Genomic DNA, 19,001 nt, shown 5'->3' on the forward strand with positions numbered 1-19,001 from the left:
ACGGCATCACCGTACGTCCCACCTGCGCACTCCGCGCCCTGAGGACGGGCGACTACGCCAGGGGGGCCGGCCCGGACGGCAGCGCCGCGATGTCCGTCCGCCCTCGTCCACCGGCGGTCGGGGCGAACGCGGCCTCGCGGAAGGCGTGGCGGAGGGCGCCTGCGTCGCTCGCCGGGAGGAGGACCGCCCAGCGGTGGTGGCGGGGGGAGATCCAGAGGGCCGGGCCGCCGTCCTGGGGGGCGTGGTGGGTCCAGACGCCGTGTGGGGCGGGCTGCCAGAGCAGGCCGCGGGCGGGGGTGAGCTCGCCGGTGCGGATCCGGAGGGACTCGGCGGTCCAGGCGCGGCTGATGCCCGCCGGGTTCACCGGGTCCGCCGGGTCCGCCGGGTCCGCCGGGGCCAGGAGGTGGCGCAGGAAGCGGACGAGGTCGGCGAGGGGCGCGCGGAGGGTGCCGTCGGCGAAGTGGGTTCCGGTCATGCCGAGGGGGCGCCAGACCCGGGTGGCCGCGAGGTCGGCGAGCGGGCCGCCCGAGAGGTGCTCGGCGAGACGGGTGAGGGCGGTGGTACCGCCCGGGTGGGTGAGCAGGTGGTGGGCGGTGGTTCCGGCGGGGGCGTTCTCGGCGGCCGGTTCCCCGTAGACCGTGAGCGGCGTGTGCAGCTGCAGCGCGCCCTCGTCGACGAGGCTGCCGAGGGCCGGCCAGAGCGCGAGGACGGCGGTGAGGCCGCCGACGTCGAAGGCGGCGTCCGCGGGGTGTCCGGCCTCCGAACCCGCCTGGGGACCCTCGAGGCCGCCGACGGCCCACACGGCTCCGGGGTCGGCGGAGTCCACGAGGGCCCGGACGGCGGTGGCCTGGTCGCTCAGGAGCGTCATGGTCGCCCACGTTAGCCAGCCGGGCCACGGCCTCCCGGCAGGCCGTGGCGCGATCCCGCCCCCGCCACCCGAATGCCGCGCACCGCAGGGCCGGGCGCCCCGCCCGCGCCGCGCCCCCGCATCGGGAAGGGGCGGGGCGCCCGCAGGCACCCCGCCCCTTCGGTCTGCTGCCGGGCTAGCTCTTGTCCGGGCGGTCGGTCACCCGCAGGGTGTTCAGCAGGGGCTTTCCGAATCCGCTGTGCGTGACGAAGCGGACGTTGAGGACCCCGTCCGTGACCGTGACCGTGTACGTACGGGTCAGGGCCTTGTACGTGCCCGCCTCCAGGGAGATGTCCAGGGAGGGCAGGACCTGCGTGCCCTCGGCCAGAACGTCGAAGACGCGCTTGTTCGGCTTGGTGGAGGAGAGCTCCGCGAAGCCCAGTTCCACCGTGTAGGTGCCGTTCGGCACGTTGTCGAAGCGGTACTCGTACATGCCCTCGCGGGCGTTGCGGAAGAGCCGCTGCTCGTCCGTACCGGCGATGGTGCGGCCGGTGGACTGGACGGTGCCGTTGCCCTGGTAGCCGTAGGAGCCGGCCGTGTACTTGCGGTCCGGGGACCAGGCGTCACCCAGGCCGTCCGTGGTCGTGTAGCCGGATCCCGCGTCCAGGGCGACCTGGTAGCGCGGGACGACGACCTTGACCGGGACGGACAGCACCGGGGTCCGGCCGCTCGCCGAGGTGATCTTCAGGTCGGCGGTCAGGACCGCTCCGGGGGTCAGGCCCGTCGTGTCCACCGAAAGGGTGAGCGGGACCTTCGCGCCCGTCGCGAGGTTCCCGCTCGCCGGGGTGGCCGTCAGCCAGGCCGCGTCCTCGGTCACGGTGAACGCCGTGCCGAGGCCCGGGTTGGTCAGATCCAGGGTCCGCGTCCGCTGCTGGTCCGCCGGGAGGACGACCTCCACGGACGGCTTGGAGGCGGTGACCCTTCCGGTGCGCAGGGATTGCGTCACCGCCGTGACGTCGGCGGCCTTGACGTCGACCGTCGCCGTGGCGGACTCGTACTGCGGCGCCGCCAGCGAGACGGTCCGGGGGCCCGACGGGCTCTGGACGACGTATCCGCCGTCGGCCGCCGTGGTGGCCGACACCGCCGAGTCACCCGTGCCGACGGTCACCGTGGCGCCCGCGACGCCGTTGCCGTCGTTGGCGTCGAGCACCCGGCCCGCCACCACACCGCTCTTGGTGGTCCGGAAGGCGATGGACAGGCCGTCCGTGATGACCGCGGTGTTGAAGGAGTACTTGAAGGCGTCGGTTCCGGCCGCGTTCTCCACACCGATGGTGGCCGTGGAGCCGCCCTTGATCCCGGTGCCGCCGGTCCCCTTGTAGGAGTAGGAGACGGTGCCGTCCTCGCCGATGGCCGCCGAGAAGGAGAACTTCTCGGTCTGCGCCGACCAGTGGGCCACCTGGCGCCACTCGATCACGTAGCTGCGGTGCGGGGCGGTGCCGGTGACGCCGGTGAAGACGCCGGAGCCGCTGCCGGCGGCGCCGACGATGAGGTCGTCCCAGAACGGATACAGGGCCGCGTTGGGCGTGGCCGTGCTCGGGAGGTCCCCGTTGACGTCGCCGGTGTTGTTGCCGCCGAAGCTGACCGTGCCGTTCGTACCGATCCAGGCCTGGCCGTACGTCGTGCCGTACAGGGGCAGCGGGAAGGGCAGGTCGACGCGCTCGGTGGTGTTGTCGCCGGTGAGCGCGAGCTGGCGGGTGCCCTCGACGTACGGGCGGTCGCCCGCGGTGGCGCAGGCGTAGCCGTAGCCGTCGGTGCGTTCGGGCAGGTTCACCGCGACGGTGGCGTCGCCGGCGACGGTCACCTTGGCCGTGCCGCCGGTGACGCAGCGGGAGGCGTGGGTGGCGTTCACGTCGTACGTGCCGTGCGGCAGGGTGACCTCGAAGCGGCCCTGGGCGTCGGCGGTCGCGGTGACCGGGGTGTCCGCGATGGTGACGGAGGCGCCCGCGGCCGGTCCGGTGGCCGAGGAGACGGTGCCGGTGAGCTTGCCGGAGGCCGCCTGGGTGAGGGTGAAGTCACCGGTGGCGGTGGCGTTCTCGGTCACCGTGGCCGTCGCGGTCTGCTGACCGTAGCCGAACTTGGCGGCGGTCAGGGCGTAGTCGCCGACCGAGAGGGAGGCGAAGCGGTAGCTGCCGTCGGCGGCGGTGGTGGTCGTACGGTCGATCGGGCCGTCGGCGGTGATCTTCACGCCCGCGAGGGGCTCGCCGCCGGAGCGTACGGTGCCGCCGAGCGAACCGAGGGCGCCGCGCGGGGCGGCGTTCACGGCGGCGAGGATGTCGAGCCGGCCCTCGCCGAAGACGTTGTTGTCGGCGGCGTTGCCACCGCACTGGCTGCTGTCGGTGTCCAGGGCGGTGCCGTCCAGGAGCGACTCGGTCTGCGCGACGTCGCCGTCCAGGGCGGGTGCGGCGGACCAGAGCAGGGCCACGGCGGCCGCGGTGTGCGGCGAGGCCATCGAGGTGCCGGAGAAGGCCTCGTACGCGCCGCCGGGGACGGAGGAGCGGACGTTCACGCCCGGGGCGGAGATGTTGGGCTTGACGATGCCGCCGGGGCCGGCGCCGCGCGAGGAGAACGAGGCGATCGTGTTGTTGATGTCGAAGGCGCCGGAGCTGTAGGAGCTGGCGTAGTCGCCGGGCGAGCCGCTGGTGTTGCAGCTCGGGCCGGAGTTCCCGTTGGAGAAGGCCGGGAAGATGCCGGCGGCCCGCCAGGTGTCGACGATCTGCTGGTACCAGGTGTCGCCACCCGGTCCGCCCCAGGAGTTGTTGACGATGTGCGGGGCGAGGTCGGGGCGCGGGTTCTGGCCGCTGGGGTCGGTGGGGGCGACGATCCACTGGCCCGAGGCGAGGAGGGAGGCCTCGGAGCAGGAGTTCGACTCGCAGCCCTTGGCCGCGATCCACTTGGCTCCCGGAGCCACGCCGATCTTGTTGGCGCCGCCGTCGTCGCCGACCATCGTGCCCATGGTGTGGGTGCCGTGGTCGTTGTTGTCGCACGGGGCGGCGTTGGTGCACACGCCCGCCGGGTCGAACCAGTTGTAGGCGTGGTCGTACGTACCGTCCGCCTTCTTGCCGCGGTACTGGTTGTTCACGGCGGGGTGCGTGTAGTCCACGCCGCTGTCGATGTTGGCGACGACGATGCCCTCGCCGCGCACCCCGATCTGGTCCCAGACCTGCGGGGCCTTGATCCGGTCGATGTTCCACTCGATGGCGTCGGCGACGGCCTTCTCCCGTTTGCCCTCGGCGGGCTTGGGCAGGTCGACCTTGTCGTCGGCGTCGATCCGGGCGACCTCGGGGCGCTGGGCGAGGGTCCCGGCGAGCTTCTCGCTGCCGACGACGCGCACGGCGTTCACGATCCAGTACGAGGTGTACTCGGCTCCGGCGCCCTTCAGGGCCTTGACGACCTCGGCCTGGCTGCGCGCGGCGTGGTCCTTCTTGATCCGCAGAACCGTTTCCGCCTTGGCGGCGCGGGTCTGCTGCTTCCCCGCGGCGGTGAGGTCGGCGGCGCTGTCGAGGTAGACCCAGAAGACGGCCTTGGCAGAGTCTCCGAGCTGGGCGCGGAGCTTGGGTTCGATCTTGCGCTCGGCCGCCGTCGGGGCGGGGGCCGGGTCCGGCGCGGCCGCGGCGACGCCCGCGCCGACCGGCAGGAGCAGGACCGAGGTGAGGGCGGCGAGCGCCGTGCGTAAGGACCGGGCGGGCCGGGAAGGCCGTGATGATCCCGTGGATCCTGAGGACCGTGAGGATCGGATGTCGCGTTGGGCCACGTGTGGTCTCCTCGTACGCCGTGTGCGGGTTGTGCGGGAAGGGTGCGCGTGACGTGCGCGGGTCATGGTGATAGAGACGTCATGCTCATTACAAGGGGGGCTTTTCAGCCGTACTCCGGCCCGCCCCGGTGGCCCGTACCGGTCGCGCGGGCCAGCCTGAAGACATGACTGCGCCCGCCGAGCCGTCCGGAGCCGGTGTCCCGATCGCGTCCGCACGTGGCCGGTGGATCCTGCTGACCACGGTCCTCGGGTCGACCATGGCCATGCTGGACGGAACCGTGGTGAACGTGGCACTGCCGCGCATCGGGGAGGATCTCGACGCCGATCTGGCGGTGCTCCAGTGGACGGTGAACGCCTATCTGCTGACCCTGGCCGGGCTGATCCTGGTGGGCGGGTCACTGAGCGACCGCTTCGGGCGGCGCCGGATCTTCGTACTCGGTGTGGTGTGGTTCGCGGTCGGCTCGCTGCTGTGCGGCATCGCGCCCAACGCCGGGGTGCTGATCGCCGCCCGGGCCCTGCAGGGCATCGGCGGGGCGCTGCTGGCGCCGGGCTCCCTGGCCCTGATCCAGGCGTCGATCCGCGCCGAGGACCGCGGGCGGGCGATCGGCCTCTGGTCGGGACTCGGCGGGGTGGGTGCGGCCGTGGGACCGTTCCTCGGCGGCTGGCTGGTGGACGGGCCGGGCTGGCGGTGGGTGTTCCTGCTGAACGTGCCGCTGGCCGCGGTGTGCGTGCCGGTCGCGCTGCGGCACGTACCGGAATCACGGGACCCGCATGCGCACGGCCGGTTCGACGTGGCCGGGGCGGTACTCGGCGCGAGCTCCCTGGGGCTGGTCACCTACGCGCTGATCGAAGCCCGGTCGGGAACGGCGGCGGTGATCGTCGCGGCGGTGCTCGGGGTCCTGCTGGGCGTCGCGTTCGTCTACGTGGAGCGGCGGCGGCCCGACCCGATGGTGCCGCCGGACATCTTCGCGTCCCGGCTGTTCACCGCCGTCAACCTCGTCACCCTGTGCGTGTACGCGGCCATCGGCGGGTTCTTCTTCCTCGTCGTGCTGCAGCTCCAGGTGGTGTCCGGCTACTCGGCGCTGGCCGCCGGGGCCGCGATGCTGCCGACCACGCTTCTGATGCTCCTCCTGTCGGCGCGCTCGGGTGAGCTCGGGGAGCGGATCGGGCCGCGCATCCCGCTCACGGTGGGGCCGCTGCTGTGTGCGGCCGGGACGCTGCTGATGCTGCGGGTGGGGCCCGCGGCCTCGTACGTACGGGACGTACTGCCCGCGATGGTCGTGATGGGCATGGGTCTGGTGGCCCTGGTCGCCCCGCTGACGTCGACCGTGCTGGCCTCGGTGGACCCCGGCCGGGCGGGCCTGGCCAGCGGCATCAACAACGCGGCGGCGCGCGTCGCCGGGCTGCTCGCGGTGGCCGCGCTGCCGCTGCTGTCCGGCATGGGGCCGGAGTCGTACCGCTCGGCGACCCAGTTCGACGCCGCTTTCGGGCGGGCCATGCTCTGGTGCACCGGGGCGTTCGCGGTCGGCGCCGCTGTGGCCTGGGTGACCGTACGCTCCCCCGCGCCCGAGGCGTGCCACCCGCAGTGCCACACGTACTGCGCGGTGTCGGCCCCGCCGCTCGAACCGCGTGAGGAGCCGGGCTGATCCCGTGTGCTGGAGCGCGACGGCCGATCTGGCGGCGGGCACCGTCGTGTGCGCCGTCGCAGTCGTGTGCGTGGCCCGGGTGCGGCGGCCCCGGGATCTGCCCGTCGCCGCGCTGCCGCTGCCGCTGGGTGCGCACCAGCTGGTGGAGGCCGCCGTCTGGCGGACGGGCGGCGGCTGCTCCCCGGGCGCCACGGCCTGGGCCGTGATCGCCATGCCGCTGCTGGCGGTATGGGTGCCGGCCGGGGTGCTGCTGGCGGCGCGCCCGGGGTCCGCGCCGCCTGTGGTGGCCGATGGCCGCCGGCCTGGTCACCGTGCGCTCTCGTACTGCCCCGCGACCCGGCCGGTGACCGCCGAGATCCGGGGCCACACCATCGGCTACGGCGTGAATGTTCCGTGGATGCCGCTGATCCCGACGGGCCATCTGTTCGCCACCCTGGGCGCCCTGCTGCTCGGCGGTGACCGGCGACTGCGGACCCTCGGGGTGGTGCCGGCGGCAGGGGCCATGGCCTGCTCAGCGCTGTGGCGGCTGGAATTCGCCTCCACCTGGTGCGCCTTCGCCGCGGCCGCGTCGCTGCTGGTCCCGGGCTGGGTCCGGAGCCCGCAAGCCGCTCCCCCTGTCACGTGAGCGACCGAAAGTTACCTAGACGTATGTAGTGACTTCACAAGCGGGCGGCAGTAGAACTCGTTCCCATTCCACCAAGAGTGAGGAACGTCACATGAGCGAAAGATCCCTGCCCAAAAACGGCTCCAACGGACTTTCCCGCCGCGGTTTCCTCGGTAGAACCGGTTCTATTATTGGGGCTGTGGCGCTGGCGGGTCACATCACCCCGGCGCAGGCCGCCGCGGCCCCACCCGGCCCGGTCGCCGACGGTGCCCGCGTACCGGCCCTGGTCATCGGAACCGGCTACGGCGGATCCGTCGCGGCCCTGCGGCTGGCGCAGGCGGGCGTGGACGTGCAGATGATCGAGATGGGCATGTCCTGGGACACCCCGGGCTCGGACGGCAAGATCTTCCCGAAGGTGACCACCCCGGACTACCGCTCCTTCTGGCTGCGCACCCGCACCAAGGCGCCGCTCAGCAACTTCCTCGGCTTCCCCATCGACAAGGACGTCCCCAAGTACACCGGGATCCTGGACGCCGAGGACTTCGCCGGCATCACGGTCTACCAGGGCCGCGGCGTCGGCGGCGGTTCGCTGGTCAACGGCGGTATGGCGGTCACCCCCAAGCGCGCCAACTTCGCCGCCGTCCTCCCCTCGGTGAACGCGGACGAGATGTACGACACCTACTACCCGAGGGCCAACGCCGGGCTCGGGGTCGGCATGATCGACCCGGCCTGGTTCGACACCGCCGACTGCTACCAGTTCTCGCGCGTCGGCCGCAAGCACGCCCAGCGCTCCGGCTTCGCCTGGACCTTCGTGCCCGACGTGTACGACTGGGACTACATGAAGCGCGAGGCCGCCGGCACCGCCACCAAGTCGGCCCTGGCCGGCGAGATCCTCTACGGCAACAACCACGGCAAGAAGTCGCTGGTGCAGACGTACCTCGCCCAGGCGAAGGCCACCGGCAGGGTCGCCATCTCGGCGCTGCACAAGGTCACCTCGGTCTCCCCCGCCGCGGCGGGGGGCTACACGGTGACCATCGACCAGATCAACACCACCGGCGACGCCGTGGCCACCAAGACCGTGACCGCGGACCGCGTCTTCTTCGCGGCCGGCAGCGTCGGCACCAGCAAGCTCCTGGTCAAGCTGAAGGCCACCGGAGCACTGCCGAACCTCAACGGCGAGGTCGGCAAGGGCTGGGGCGAGAACGGGAACGTCATGTGCGGCCGCGCCAACCACCTGTGGGACCCGACCGGCAAGCTCCAGTCGACCATCCCCTGCTCCGGCATCGACAACTGGGACGCGGGCGGCGCGTTCGCCGAGGTCGCGCCGCTCCCGACCGGGATCGAGACGTACGCCTCCTTCTACCTGTCGATCACCAAGAACCCCAATCGCGCCGAGTTCACGTGGAACGCCGCGACGGGCAAGGCCGATCTGAGCTGGCAGACCGCCTGGAAGCAGCCGTCCATCAGCATGGCCAAGACCATCTTCGACAAGATCAACTCGAAGGAGGGGACGATCTACCGGTCCGACCTGTTCGGCGGCAACAGGATCTGGAACGACACCCTCACCTACCACCCGCTCGGCGGCGCGGTCCTGAACAAGGCGACCGACAACTACGGGCGCCTGCACGGCTACACCGGCCTGTACGTGATCGACGGCGCGCTCATCCCCGGCAATGCGAGCGTGAATCCCTTCGTCACCATCACGGCGCTCGCCGAACGCAACATAGAGAAGATCATCGCCACCGACCTCCCGTAGGGCCGCGTCCTCCCCCCAGCGGCCGGGGCCGTTCGGACTCACCGAACGGCCCCTCTTTCTGCGCCTGCCGTGCGTGGGCTGCGATGCGCTCAGTGCCCCGGCAACATGCAGACGCTGTCGAGCCCGAGCACGTGGTTGAGCCGGCCGAAGGCCAGCCAGGACCCGATGCTCATCGTCAGTTCCACGATCTCGAGCTGGCTGTAGTGCGCGGTCATCCGGTCCCAGAACTCCTCGTCGAGCCCGTGGTGGTCGAGGGTGTACCGCTCGGCGTACTCCGCCGCCAGCCGGGTGCGCTCGTCGAACGCACCGGTCGTGCGCCACTCGGTGACCGCGTCGGCGAACTCCTCCTCGACCTTCTCCCCCTCCCGCTCCGTGCGCCAGTCGAGGCAGAAGACACAGCCGTTGATCTGCGCGACGCGCAGCCGGGCCGCCTCGAACTCGCGCAGGCCCAGGGTGGTGTGGGCGTACACCGACAGGGAGAAGTTCGCGGCGGCCATGCCGATGCCGGGGACCATGTCGCCCCACACGTACTCGATCGGGTGCTGGCCTTCGGGGATGTCGATCCTCATCACTGTTTCCTTCCGAGTCTGCCGATGGCGGGGCGCAGCGGGATGTCGAGGGCGTCGTAGAGACCGGGTTCCGCCTCGGTGAGCCAGTCGATGGCGCCGACCAGGCGGCCGACGGCGGTCGCGTTGCCGCCGGCCGAGCGGTTGTCGCCCTCGTCCGTGGCCTCGATGGTGACCTCGATGCGGGGGCAGCCCTCGATGACGACCCGGTGGGCGCCGTCGCCGCCGCCGGGCGGTACGGGCCAGTCCGGTGCGCACGAGGCGTGGATGCGGGTGACGTGCTCGATGACGATGCGGGGTTCGCCCTCGACGATGCCCTGCACCTCGAAGCGGATCGCGCCCTGGGTCCCGGCCTCGAACTCGCCCATGGTCCTGGTGATGACCGTGGTGTCGAGCGCCCGGCGGTCGGAGGTCTCGCGGATCTCGTCGAGTTCGACGCCCAGCGCCCGGGCCATCATCCGTATCTGCCCGCCCCACACCATGGTGGGGATCGAGGGCATGAGCATCATCGGCTCGTAGTCCATGGGCTGGCCCATGCCCACGAGGTAACGGACGGAGTCCGGCTGGTCGTAGGTGGAGTAGTCGAAGATCTCCTGGCAGCGGATGACGTCGATGGTGGTGCCGAGTCCGCTGAGCAGGAGCGGGAGCACGTCGTTGCCCCAGCCGGGGTCGACACCGGAGGCGAAGAGCGAGCCGCCGCCCTCCGCGACGGCGGCGAGCACCGGGTCGCGGAACTCGGGCGGGGCGCTCCGGTGGTCGTAGAGCGGGTACAGGGCGGGGCTGACGACGACCGCGCCGGAGCGGACGGCCCGGGTGATGTCGGCGAGGGCCTCGTCGGGCCGGACGTCCCCGGACGCGGCGTAGACCACGGCCCGGGGGCGGGCGGCCAGTACGGCTTCGATGTCGTCGGTGGCCTCGACCCCCAGCAGGCGGTCGAGTTCGCCGAGTTCGCCCGCGTCGCGGCCGACCTTGGCTGGATCGTGGACGATGACTGCGCTGAGTTGGAGCGCGGGATGGGCCTCGACGGCACGGATCGCCAGACGGCCCACGTTGCCGGTACCCCAGACAACCGTGGAAATCATGCGCGGAGGGTAGCCACAGGTCCCGTACGTTGCCAGAGTCGCGCGGCCTGAACTCGTCCGCTCCCGCCGGTTACTGGTTCTGGCCCCCCAGGACGAAGAGGAGGTAGACGAAGAAGGCGAAGAGGTGGCCGACGAACAAGTAGGCGACCAGCCGGATCACCAGGCCGCGCGGGAACTTGGATTCGAACCGGGCCCGTATGGTCGTGGGCTCGGTCACGGGCTCGGTCACGGGCTCGGTCACCGGCTCGGTCACGGGCTCGGTCACGGGCTCCGTCACGGGCTCCGTCACGGGCGCGGGCTCGGTCGTCATCGCGGTCGCGGTCGCGGGCTTCTCTGCTGGGGACATGGGAAGGCTCCTGCGCTATCGGTGGTGCGTGGTCGTCGTGGTGGGCGCGGGCAGGGTCGTGGCTCCGCCGCCGAGGCACAGCCCGGCCAGGCTGCTCTGCAGCAGGGTGTGGACGAAGAGCAGGTCGGCCCCGCCCGAGGAGGCCGCGCCGATCCGGTGCGGCGTGAGCGAGTCGAAGTGCGCGCTGTCCCCCGGCTCCAGCAGGTGCTCGGCCTCGCCCAGGTGCAGCCGCAGTCGCCCGTCCAGGACGTAGAGCCACTCCTCGCCGGGGTGTACGCGGACCAGCTCGCCCTGGCTGCGGCCGTGCGGCACGTGCACGCGCAGCGCCTGCATCCCCCGCCCGGAGCCGCCCGCCTGCCAGTACGTCCACCCGTCGGCCTCGCGGGCGCCCGGACCGCCGGCCCGTACGATGGGATCCGCGACGGCGGGGGTCTCGCCGAGCAGCTCGGAGACGGTCGTACCGTAGGTGCGGGCGAGCCCGAGGAGGAGCGGCAGCGAGGGCTGGCGCCGGCCGGTCTCCAGGCGGGACAGATGGGCGGGCGAGAGCCGGGCCCGTGCGGCGGCGGCCTCCAGGGTGAGTCCGGCGCGACGGCGCAGCTCGCGCAGCTGCGGTGCCACGGCGGGGAGCTCGTCGGCCGCGTCTTCGGGGCCGGGGCCGGGGTCCGGGCCGGGGCCGGGCGGAGGACCGGGTTTCATGCCCCGATTGAGCCAGAGTCTTGCCTGTCTGGCAAACCGCTTTGCCTCTGAGGCAAATCCAGGGTGGGAGCGACCCTGGCCCTCACCTGTTCGAGGGCGCGTTACCGGGCGAATGCGCCAGCTCGGTTGCGCGGGGTGCCCGCCGGTACAGGCTGGGATGCACCGCACCAGATGACCTACGGCGAGGGACGATGATCGTATCGATGATGTCCATGCCGGAGGGCACCTTGACGCGCGGCCATGTGTCGGAGGCGCGCGAGCGTCTCGCCGAGTCCCGGTTCCTGTTCGTGGACGTGGAACTGCCCGAGGAGACCGCCACCGCACCCGCCTCCGGCGCAGGCTGCGCGAGGACGACGGCGACCTCGACGGCGAATAGACGCATGGACGAACGGGTCCGCGGGGTGCCGGTCAGACGGCGTGTGCCTCCAGGACCGTGTCCACCGTGTCCGCCTCGGCCGCGGACTTGTCCGGGCGGTGGCGCAGGACGCGGGCGAAGCGGAGGGCCACTCCGGCCGGGTAGCGCGAGGAGCGCTGCAGCCCGTCGTAGGCGATCTCCACCACCAGCTCGGGCCGCACCCGCACGGTGAAGCCGTCGTCCGAGGTGGCGAGCGCACCCAGGGCCCCGGTCTGCCAGCGCAGCATCTCGTCGGTGAGCCCCTTGAAGGTCTTGCCGAGCATGGCGTACGTCCCGTCGGCGGTGCGCGCCCCCAGGTGCAGGTTGGACAGCAGCCCGGTGCGCCGCCCGTGGCCCCATTCGGCGGCGAGCACGACCAGGTCGAGCGTGTGCACCGGCTTCACCTTGAGCCAGTTCCTGCCGCGCCGCCCGGCCGCGTAGGCCGAGTCCAGCCCCTTGACGACGACCCCCTCGTGGCCGCGGCGCAGCGTCTCGGCCCAGAACCCCTCCGCCTCGGCCTGCTGCTCCCCCGGGTCCTCGACGGCGAGGCGGCGGACCCGCGCGCTCTCCGGCACGAGCGCGGCCAGGGCCTCGTACCGCTCGCGGACCGGCCGGTCGAGGAGGACGTCCTCGCCCGCCACCAGGATGTCGAAGAAGCAGGGGACGACCGGGAGCGTCCGCCGGGCGGCCTCGACGTCGATCCGGGACCCGACGCGGCTCGCGATCTCCTGGAAGGGGACCGGGCGGCCGTCCGCCGCCCGGCCGATGACCTCCCCGTCGAGGATGAACCGCTCCCCCGGCAGCGACCGGGCCAGTTCCGCCACCTCCGGCAGCCGTGCGGTGATCTCGTCGAGGGAGCGCGTGTACACCCGTACGTCGTCCCCCTCGCGGTGCACCTGGACCCGGATCCCGTCGAGCTTCTCCTCCACCGCGCACGGCCCGAGCACGGCCAGCGCCTCGGCGACCGACTTCGCCGTGCCCGCCAGCATCGGCTGTACGGGCTGTCCCACGCGCAGGGTGACCGTGCGCAGCGCCTCCGCGCCGTCGGCCAGCACCGCCGCCGCGACCCGGGGCAGCGAGCCCTCCAGCATCACCGCCCGGCGCAGCTCGGCGGCCGGTACTCCGGCGGCCGCGGCCACGCCCTCCAGTGCCACCGCGTCGAGCGCGCCCTGGCGCACCTCGCCGGACAGCAGGCTGCGCAGGAACACCTGCTCGGCCTCGGTGGCGCGGCCCAGCAGGGCGGCGAGGACCCGGCTCCGGCGCTCCACGGCCCCGGCGCCCGCCACGGCGGCGAGTTCGCCCACCGCGGTGTCGACGTCCCGGACGGTCAGGGTCGGCTCGGCCGCCGGTTCGACCGTCTGGCCGAGCGTGCGCCAGCCGATGCCCGGGCGGCCCTGTGGGAGGCGCCCGGCGAGGTAGGAGATGACCAGGCCGGCCTCCTCGGGGGGCGCGTCGGCGAAGAGCCCGGCGAGCAGGGCGGTCTTGCGGGAGCGGGCGGAGGTGTCGGCGACCTCCCGGGACACGCGAGCGACCTCGGCCAGCAGCATGCGGCCATCCTCCCGCCGCCGGGCGTACCGCGCAGGTCGGGCGCGTGTACCGCGGATGCGGTACACGTGGGGCGCGGTCTACTCCTCGAGAAGGTCTGGGGTTCCGCCTGTGGGTGCTCGGACCCCGGGTACCGGGCCTTTAGGGTGCCCGTATGAAGCTCCGAATGCCCCGGCGCCGCCGAGACCGTCTGCTCGCGGGCGCCGCCGCGCTCGTCGTCGTGGCGGGGGCCGGTACGTGGACGGTCGCGTCCGCGGCCGGCGACGCGCCCGCCGTGCACCGCCAGGACCAGGTCGTGAACATGCCCGGCGCCGGGATCGACACCTCGTATTTCACCGCGGGCGGCGGGAAGGGGGACGGCGGGGGTACGGAGAAACGTCCCGCCGTGCTCCTCGGGCACGGTTTCGGCGGCAGCAAGGACGATGTCCGCGAGCAGGCCGAGCGCCTCGCTCGTGACGGGTACGCCGTCATGACCTGGTCGGCGCGCGGCTTCGGCCGCTCCGAGGGCAGGATCGGGCTGAACGACCCGGCGTACGAGGTCAAGGACGTCTCCCGGCTCATCGACTGGCTCGCGGCCCGGCCCGAGGTGCAGCTCGACGCGGCCGGCGATCCGCGCGTCGGCGTCTCCGGGGCCTCGTACGGCGGGGCGATCTCCCTGCTCGCGGCCGGCTACGACCCGCGGGTGGACGCGATCGCTCCGGAGATCACCTACTGGAACCTCGCGGACTCGCTCTTCCCCAACGGCGTCTTCAAGAAGCTGTGGTCCGGCATCTTCTTCACCAGCGGTTCGACCGACGGGATGCAGCAGGCCCGCCCGGCACAGCGGCCGGACCCGTCGGACCCGTCGGTCGCGCCCGGCTGCGGGCGGTTCCAGCCCGAGCTGTGCGCGATGTACGAACGCGTCGCGGTGGCGGGCAAGCCCGATGCCGAAGCCCGGACCCTGCTGGAGCAGCGGAGCCCCTCGGCGGTCGGCGACCGGATCAAGGTGCCGACCCTGATCGTGCAGGGCCAGGACGACTCCCTCTTCCCGCTGGACCAGGCCGATGCCATGGCCAAGGCCATCGCGGCGAACGGCGCACCCGTCTCCGTGGACTGGGCGGCCGGCGGGCACGACGGCGGCATGCGCGAGGCCGACCGGGTCGAGGCCCGGGTGGCCTCCTGGTTCGACCGCCACCTCAAGGGGGACGAGGGCGCCGGCACCGGCCCGGCGTTCCGGGTCACGCGCTCGGGCGGCATCGACTCCACCGACGGCGAGGTCACGCTGCGCGGCGCGAGCGGCGAACGCTACCCGGGGCTGGTTTCCGGCCCTCGGGAGTTCGCCCTGACGGGGCCGGAGCAGACCTTCGCCAATCCGGCGGGCGGCGCACCTCCCGCGCTGTCCTCGCTGCCGGGCATCGGCGGGCAGCTCGCCGCCTTCGGAGCCGGGCTCTCGCTGGACTTCCCCGGGCAGAACGCCCGGTTCGATTCGGCGCCGCTCACGGAGGACCTGCGCATCACCGGCACCCCGACCCTCACCCTGAAGGTGAGGTCGACGGCTGCGGACGGTGCGGCCGTTCTGTTCGGCAAGCTGTACGACGTGGGACCGGACGGCCGGCAGCAGGTGCTGCCGAGCCAGCTGGTCGCCCCGGTGCGGGTGGAGAACGCGCAGCAGGGCGCGACCGTGCGGCTGCGACTGCCCGCGATCGACCACGCCGCCGTCGCCGGCCACCGGCTGCGGCTGGTGGTGGCCGCGACCGACCTCGGCTACGCGACCCCGGCTGCGCCCGCCGCGTACACCGTCGCGGTGGAGGGCCCGCTGGCCGTTCCCGTCGCCGCGGACGTACGGACCGCCTCGGCCGGGCTGCCCGCCTGGACCTGGTGGCTGCCCCTGGGCGCGGCGGCGCTGGCCGCGGCACTGCTCGGGATGCGGCGGACCGGCCGGGGCTCCTCGGGGCCCCGGTCGGGCGCGCCGCAGCCGGAGGCCGCACTGGCCGACGTACCCCTGGAGATCACCGGCCTGACGAAGCGGTACGCGAAGGCGCAGGACCGGTACGCGGTGCGGGACCTGTCCTTCCGGGTCGAGAAGGGGCAGGTACTGGGACTGCTGGGGCCCAACGGCGCCGGGAAGACCACCACCCTGCGGATGCTGATGGGGCTGATCTCGCCGGACGCCGGGGAGATCCGGGTGTTCGGGCACGCGGTACGGGCCGGGGCGCCGGTGCTGTCCCGGGTCGGCGCCTTCGTGGAGGGCGCCGGCTTCCTCCCGCACCTGACGGGCCGCGCCAATCTGGAGCTGTACTGGCAGGCCACCGGCCGTCCGGCCGAGGACTCGCACATGGCCGAGGCCCTGGAGATCGCCGGGCTCGGCGATGCGCTCGAGCGCGCGGTGCGCACGTACTCGCAGGGCATGCGCCAGCGGCTCGCGATCGCACAGGCCATGCTCGGGATGCCGGACCTGCTGATCCTCGACGAGCCGACCAACGGCCTGGATCCGCCGCAGATCCGGGAGATGCGGGACGTGATGATCCGCTACGCCGCAGGCGGGCGGACGGTCATCGTCTCCAGCCACCTGCTGTCGGAGGTGGAGCAGTCCTGCACGCACCTGGTGGTCATGGACCGCGGGCAGCGGGTCGCGGCGGGCGAGGTCGCCGAGATCACCGGCGGCGGGGACATGCTGCTGGTGACACTGGCGGAGCCGGTGGACGAGGTGGGCGTCGAGAAGGTGGCGGCGCTGGAGGGAGTGGATTCCGTGGTGGCCGCCGACGACGGGCTGCTCGTACGGCTCGAAGGCGCGACGGCGGCGGGCCTGATCGCCGAACTCGTACGGCTGGAGGTGCCGGTGACCGGAGTGGGACCGCACCGGCGACTGGAGGACGCGTTCCTGACCCTGATCGGAGGTGCGGCGTGAGCACGGTGACGACGGTGCAGGAGGTGGCTCCGGGCTACCGGGCGAGCCGCACGCTGCCGCTGCGCGTGGAGGCGCTGCGGCAGTGGCGCCGGCGGCGGACGCTGGTGATGGGCGGGGTGCTGGCCGCACTGCCCTTCATCATGATCATCGCGTTCGCGGTGGGCGGCGGGCCGGACAGCCGGGGCGGCGGCAACAACCGCATCACCCTGATCGACACGGCGACGGCCTCGGGCGCGAACTTCGCCGCGACCTGTCTGTTCGTCTCGGCGGGCTTCCTGCTGGTGGTGCCGGTGGCGCTGTTCTGCGGGGACACCGTGGCCTCGGAGGCGAGCTGGTCCTCGCTGCGCTACCTGCTGGCCTCGCCGGTGCCGCGGGCGCGGCTGCTGTGGAGCAAGCTGGTGGTGGCGCTGGGCTTCAGCCTGGCCGCGATGGTGCTGTTGCCGGTGGTGGCGCTGGCGGCGGGCACGGCCGCGTACGGCTGGGGGCCGCTGAAGCTCCCGGCGGGCGGGGCGCTGGCGGCCGGGGACACCGTGCCGCGGCTCGCGCTGGCGGTGGCCTTCGTCTTCGTGTCGCAGCTGGTGACGGCGGGGCTGGCGTTCTGGCTGTCGACGCGGACGGACGCACCGCTGGGCGCGGTGGGCGGGGCGGTCGGGCTGACGATCGTCGGCAATGTGCTGGACGCGGTGACGGCGCTCGGATCGTGGCGGGAGTTCCTGCCGGCGCACTGGCAGTTCGCGTGGGCGGACGCCCTGCAGCCTCAGCTGGAGTGGGGCGGGATGGTCAAGGGTGCGGTGGTGTCGGTGTCGTACGCGCTGGTGCTGTTCGCGCTCGCGTTCCGCGGGTTCTCCCGCAAGGACATCGTGTCCTGAGCCCGTACGGACGGCCCACGACCCGGCGCCCGGCGTGGGCCGTGGGCCGTCCGTGGCAATGCGGCCGCGCCCGTGTGTGGCTGCCGCCCGCTCACCCCCGGCCCGATGAACAATCGCGGTCATCACGACCGAGGGGTACACCCATGCACACAGCAGGACCTCCGGCGCGCAGGGCGGTACTGGCCGGCAGCCTCGCGGCCGGCGCCGCCGCCCTCTCGGGATGCTCCACGGCGAGCACCCCGAAGGCGGCGACCACCGCCCCGCAGCCGCGACCGGACACGCCCGAGGCCGCGTTCAGCCGCTTGATGGAGGGCAACGCGCGCTGGGTGAACGGGGACCTCGAACACCCCGACCGGGATCCCGAGCGGCGCGAGCTCGTCGCCGCGGCGCAGAACCCGTACGGCGTGGTCCTCACCTGCATCGACTCCCGGGTGGCGCCCGAGCTCGTCTTCGACACCGGGCTCGGCGACCTGTACGTCCTGCGCACCGGCGGACAGGCGATCGGCCCGGTGGTGACCGGTTCCGTCGAGTACGGGCCCATGACGGGCGGCACGCCGCTGATCGTCGTGCTCGGGCACCGGCGCTGTGGCGCCATCGAGGCCGCGTACAAGTCGCTGAAGGACGGCGCCCCGCTGCCCGGGAACCTGCAGGCGATCGTGGAGGCGGTGGAGCCGGCCTACCGGCTGACGGTCGAGAACCCCGGCGCAGACCCGGTCAACACCATGATCCACCACCAGATCAGGGTCACCGCGGACGATCTGCGCGCCAACGCCGACCTGGCACCCCTCGTGAAGAGGGGCGCCCTGGCCGTCGTCGGCGCCTACTACTCCCTGGACACCGGCAAGGTGGGCGTCCTGACGGGCGCGCCCGCCTAAGGCGTGTCGGCCGGACGTCACTCGGGCTTCTGCGCCCCCGGGATGGCTTCGATCGCTGCGAGCAGCTCGGCGTCCAGCGGGCGGTCGGCGACGGCCGCGTTGGCCCGTACCTGCTCGGCGGAGGTGGCTCCCGCGATGACGGAGGCGCAGCCGGGCTGGGCGGAGAGCCAGCCGATGGCGAGCTCGAGGACGGTCCGGTCGTGCTTCTCGCCGAGCGCGGCCAGTGCTTCGACGACGTCGAGGCGCTCCTCGGTGACGTACGAGTCGCGTCCCTCGAGGCGGGAGCCGGCCGGTACGGCGGCACCCCGGCGGATCTTGCCGGTCAGCAGGCCGTTGGCGAGCGGGAAGTACGGGAGCACGCCGACGCCGTAGTGCAGGGCCGCCGGGACCAGCTCGCGCTCGGCCGACCGCTCCAGCAGCGACCACTCGTTCTGGGCCGACACGAAGGGGACCGAGCCGGTCTCGCGGGCCACGTGGGCGGCCTCGGCGAGCTGCCAGCCGGAGAGGTTGGAGTGTCCGAGGTAGCGGACCTTGCCCTCGGCGACGAGTTCGGTGAGCGCGGCCAGCGTCTCGGCGATCGGCGTGGCCGGGTCGGGGCTGTGCAGCTGGAGGAGGTCGATGTGGTCGGTGTCGAGGCGGCGCAGGGACTCCTCGACGGCCCGCCGGATGTAGGCGCGGCCACCGCGGGATCCGGCGGCGGGCCCGTACTTCATGTCCACGCCGTCGTAGCCGAACTTGGTGGCGAGGACGACCTGGTCGCGACGGCCCTTGAGGGCCTGGCCGAGGTGCACCTCGGAGCCGCCGGCGCCGCCGTAGATGTCGGCGGTGTCCAGGAGGGTGATGCCCGCGTCCAGGGCGGCGTCCACGACGGCGCGGGTGGCCTGGGCGTCCAGTCGGCCGCCGAAGTTGTTGCAGCCGAGGCCGACGGCGGACACCTGCAGACCTGAACTGCCCAGGGGGAGATAGCGCATGCGTTTTCGTTCCTCCGACTCGACGGGTACATGATCAACCGAATGTTCAGTCTAGGCGGACCGCCCGGGCCCCGGAACGGAAATCCGGGCAGCACGGTGTGAACGC

The 19,001-nt window shown here is 72.9% G+C and carries 14 protein-coding genes; 6 read left to right on the forward strand and 8 right to left on the reverse strand.

Annotated features, from left to right (window positions below; translation table 11 throughout):
* Positions 1 to 52: 52 nt before the first annotated feature.
* Together ACGFZK_RS01160 and ACGFZK_RS01165 are read right to left on the reverse strand one after the other, a co-directional pair.
* Complete coding sequence (locus ACGFZK_RS01160) at positions 53 to 868, reverse strand: hypothetical protein (protein WP_393846727.1); 816 nt, start codon at positions 866 to 868, stop codon at positions 53 to 55.
* A gap of 175 nt (positions 869 to 1,043) precedes the next feature.
* The gene (locus ACGFZK_RS01165; RefSeq protein WP_393846728.1) at positions 1,044 to 4,658 is read right to left on the reverse strand and encodes a S8 family serine peptidase; all 3,615 of its coding nucleotides are present in this window, start codon (positions 4,656 to 4,658) and stop codon (positions 1,044 to 1,046) included.
* 164 nt (positions 4,659 to 4,822) lie between these two features.
* Here ACGFZK_RS01165 and ACGFZK_RS01170 point away from each other — a divergent pair, with 164 nt between their 5' ends.
* The 3 genes from ACGFZK_RS01170 (at position 4,823) to ACGFZK_RS01180 (ending at position 8,664) form a co-directional block, all read left to right on the forward strand.
* Entirely contained in the window at positions 4,823 to 6,304 is a 1,482-nt protein-coding gene (locus ACGFZK_RS01170; protein ID WP_393846729.1) for an MFS transporter, read from the forward strand.
* Positions 6,305 to 6,308: 4 nt separating this feature from the next.
* Entirely contained in the window at positions 6,309 to 6,929 is a 621-nt protein-coding gene (locus ACGFZK_RS01175) for a DUF6629 family protein (RefSeq protein ID WP_393846730.1), read from the forward strand.
* A gap of 91 nt (positions 6,930 to 7,020) precedes the next feature.
* Entirely contained in the window at positions 7,021 to 8,664 is a 1,644-nt protein-coding gene (locus ACGFZK_RS01180; protein WP_393846731.1) for a GMC oxidoreductase, read from the forward strand.
* Between the two features lie 89 nt (positions 8,665 to 8,753).
* On the opposite strand, the gene ACGFZK_RS01185 is transcribed toward ACGFZK_RS01180, so the two are convergent.
* From ACGFZK_RS01185 to ACGFZK_RS01205, 5 genes are all read right to left on the reverse strand, one after another.
* Entirely contained in the window at positions 8,754 to 9,233 is a 480-nt protein-coding gene (locus ACGFZK_RS01185) for a carboxymuconolactone decarboxylase family protein (RefSeq protein WP_393846732.1), read from the reverse strand.
* Positions 9,233 to 10,312, reverse strand: coding sequence for a dihydrodipicolinate reductase (locus ACGFZK_RS01190; protein ID WP_393846733.1), 1,080 nt, complete (start codon positions 10,310 to 10,312; stop codon positions 9,233 to 9,235). The genes ACGFZK_RS01185 and ACGFZK_RS01190 overlap by 1 nt, the downstream gene beginning before the upstream one ends.
* Before the next feature lie 70 nt (positions 10,313 to 10,382).
* Entirely contained in the window at positions 10,383 to 10,658 is a 276-nt protein-coding gene (locus tag ACGFZK_RS01195; protein WP_393846734.1) for a DUF6126 family protein, read from the reverse strand.
* Between the two features lie 15 nt (positions 10,659 to 10,673).
* Complete coding sequence (locus tag ACGFZK_RS01200; protein ID WP_393846735.1) at positions 10,674 to 11,354, reverse strand: helix-turn-helix domain-containing protein; 681 nt, start codon at positions 11,352 to 11,354, stop codon at positions 10,674 to 10,676.
* 408 nt (positions 11,355 to 11,762) lie between these two features.
* Positions 11,763 to 13,295, reverse strand: coding sequence for an ATP-dependent DNA ligase (locus ACGFZK_RS01205; protein WP_393846736.1), 1,533 nt, complete (start codon positions 13,293 to 13,295; stop codon positions 11,763 to 11,765).
* A gap of 152 nt (positions 13,296 to 13,447) precedes the next feature.
* On the opposite strand from ACGFZK_RS01205, the gene ACGFZK_RS01210 reads away from it, so the two are divergent.
* From ACGFZK_RS01210 to ACGFZK_RS01220, 3 genes are all read left to right on the forward strand, one after another.
* Entirely contained in the window at positions 13,448 to 16,180 is a 2,733-nt protein-coding gene (locus ACGFZK_RS01210) for an alpha/beta fold hydrolase (protein WP_393846737.1), read from the forward strand.
* The gene (locus tag ACGFZK_RS01215) at positions 16,177 to 17,049 is read left to right on the forward strand and encodes an ABC transporter permease (protein WP_393846738.1); all 873 of its coding nucleotides are present in this window, start codon (positions 16,177 to 16,179) and stop codon (positions 17,047 to 17,049) included. The genes ACGFZK_RS01210 and ACGFZK_RS01215 overlap by 4 nt, the downstream gene beginning before the upstream one ends.
* Before the next feature lie 143 nt (positions 17,050 to 17,192).
* Positions 17,193 to 17,924 (forward strand): carbonic anhydrase, encoded by a 732-nt coding sequence (locus ACGFZK_RS01220; RefSeq protein WP_393846739.1) that lies wholly within the window; start codon positions 17,193 to 17,195, stop codon positions 17,922 to 17,924.
* Positions 17,925 to 17,941: 17 nt separating this feature from the next.
* Here ACGFZK_RS01220 and ACGFZK_RS01225 read toward each other — a convergent pair whose 3' ends face one another.
* A complete protein-coding gene (locus ACGFZK_RS01225; RefSeq protein WP_393846740.1) occupies positions 17,942 to 18,895 on the reverse strand; it encodes an aldo/keto reductase in 954 nt (317 codons plus the stop codon).
* Positions 18,896 to 19,001 lie beyond the last annotated feature (106 nt).

Source organism: Streptomyces sp. NPDC048257 (genome assembly GCF_043201855.1).
GTDB lineage: Bacteria > Actinomycetota > Actinomycetes > Streptomycetales > Streptomycetaceae > Streptomyces.